Origin of the sequence: Paenarthrobacter sp. NPDC056912 (assembly GCF_042786555.1) — a bacterium.
Classification (GTDB): Bacteria; Actinomycetota; Actinomycetes; order Actinomycetales; family Micrococcaceae; genus Arthrobacter.
In genome coordinates, this window is sequence record NZ_JBHUCD010000039.1 from 1 (window position 1) to 1,914 (window position 1,914).

At 55.6% G+C, this 1,914-nt stretch carries 1 rRNA gene; it reads left to right on the forward strand.

From position 1 onward, the window contains the following. The first annotated feature begins 189 nt into the window (after positions 1 to 189). Positions 190 to 1,711, forward strand: a 16S ribosomal RNA gene (locus tag ACFRJ9_RS23805). Positions 1,712 to 1,914 lie beyond the last annotated feature (203 nt).

The following is a 1,914-nucleotide window of genomic DNA, read 5'->3' on the forward strand; positions in this document are numbered from 1 at the left end:
GTCTGTTGTTTGAGAACTCAATAGTGTGCCAAGTTTGTTGATACCGATTGTTTTTCAATTGGTTGATTTATGCTGGATTGCTGCGCACCCCCGTGTGTGGTGGTCTGGTTTTCAGCTGGTTTCGAATTTTGTGCAGCCGTGTTTGCCGTTATTTCCGGTGGGTGTGGTTGTGTCTGTTTTTGTTTTACTTCAACGGAGAGTTTGATCCTGGCTCAGGATGAACGCTGGCGGCGTGCTTAACACATGCAAGTCGAACGATGATCCTCAGCTTGCTGGGGGGATTAGTGGCGAACGGGTGAGTAACACGTGAGTAACCTGCCCTTGACTCTGGGATAAGCCTGGGAAACTGGGTCTAATACCGGATATGACTCCTCATCGCATGGTGGGGGGTGGAAAGCTTTTGCGGTTTTGGATGGACTCGCGGCCTATCAGCTTGTTGGTGGGGTAATGGCCTACCAAGGCGACGACGGGTAGCCGGCCTGAGAGGGTGACCGGCCACACTGGGACTGAGACACGGCCCAGACTCCTACGGGAGGCAGCAGTGGGGAATATTGCACAATGGGCGAAAGCCTGATGCAGCGACGCCGCGTGAGGGATGACGGCCTTCGGGTTGTAAACCTCTTTCAGTAGGGAAGAAGCGAAAGTGACGGTACCTGCAGAAGAAGCGCCGGCTAACTACGTGCCAGCAGCCGCGGTAATACGTAGGGCGCAAGCGTTATCCGGAATTATTGGGCGTAAAGAGCTCGTAGGCGGTTTGTCGCGTCTGCTGTGAAAGACCGGGGCTCAACTCCGGTTCTGCAGTGGGTACGGGCAGACTAGAGTGCAGTAGGGGAGACTGGAATTCCTGGTGTAGCGGTGAAATGCGCAGATATCAGGAGGAACACCGATGGCGAAGGCAGGTCTCTGGGCTGTAACTGACGCTGAGGAGCGAAAGCATGGGGAGCGAACAGGATTAGATACCCTGGTAGTCCATGCCGTAAACGTTGGGCACTAGGTGTGGGGGACATTCCACGTTTTCCGCGCCGTAGCTAACGCATTAAGTGCCCCGCCTGGGGAGTACGGCCGCAAGGCTAAAACTCAAAGGAATTGACGGGGGCCCGCACAAGCGGCGGAGCATGCGGATTAATTCGATGCAACGCGAAGAACCTTACCAAGGCTTGACATGGACTGGAAAGATCTGGAAACAGGTCCCCCGCTTGCGGTCGGTTCACAGGTGGTGCATGGTTGTCGTCAGCTCGTGTCGTGAGATGTTGGGTTAAGTCCCGCAACGAGCGCAACCCTCGTTCTATGTTGCCAGCGCGTTATGGCGGGGACTCATAGGAGACTGCCGGGGTCAACTCGGAGGAAGGTGGGGACGACGTCAAATCATCATGCCCCTTATGTCTTGGGCTTCACGCATGCTACAATGGCCGGTACAAAGGGTTGCGATACTGTGAGGTGGAGCTAATCCCAAAAAGCCGGTCTCAGTTCGGATTGGGGTCTGCAACTCGACCCCATGAAGTCGGAGTCGCTAGTAATCGCAGATCAGCAACGCTGCGGTGAATACGTTCCCGGGCCTTGTACACACCGCCCGTCAAGTCACGAAAGTTGGTAACACCCGAAGCCGGTGGCCTAACCCTTGTGGGGGGAGCCGTCGAAGGTGGGACCGGCGATTGGGACTAAGTCGTAACAAGGTAGCCGTACCGGAAGGTGCGGCTGGATCACCTCCTTTCTAAGGAGCTGCTAGCAACTGCTGGTGTTCGTGCATGCGGACATGGTGTGGTTGTCAGTGTTGCCCATTGCGCAGGCGTCTGTTCTGCGGTGGGTGCTCATGGGTGGAATATCAACGAATCAGACTTTTGTTTGGCATGGCTTCCTGGTCGTGTCCTGGTGCTAGTACGGCATTCTTCGTGTCTTCCTTTTGTGGGGGGGTGC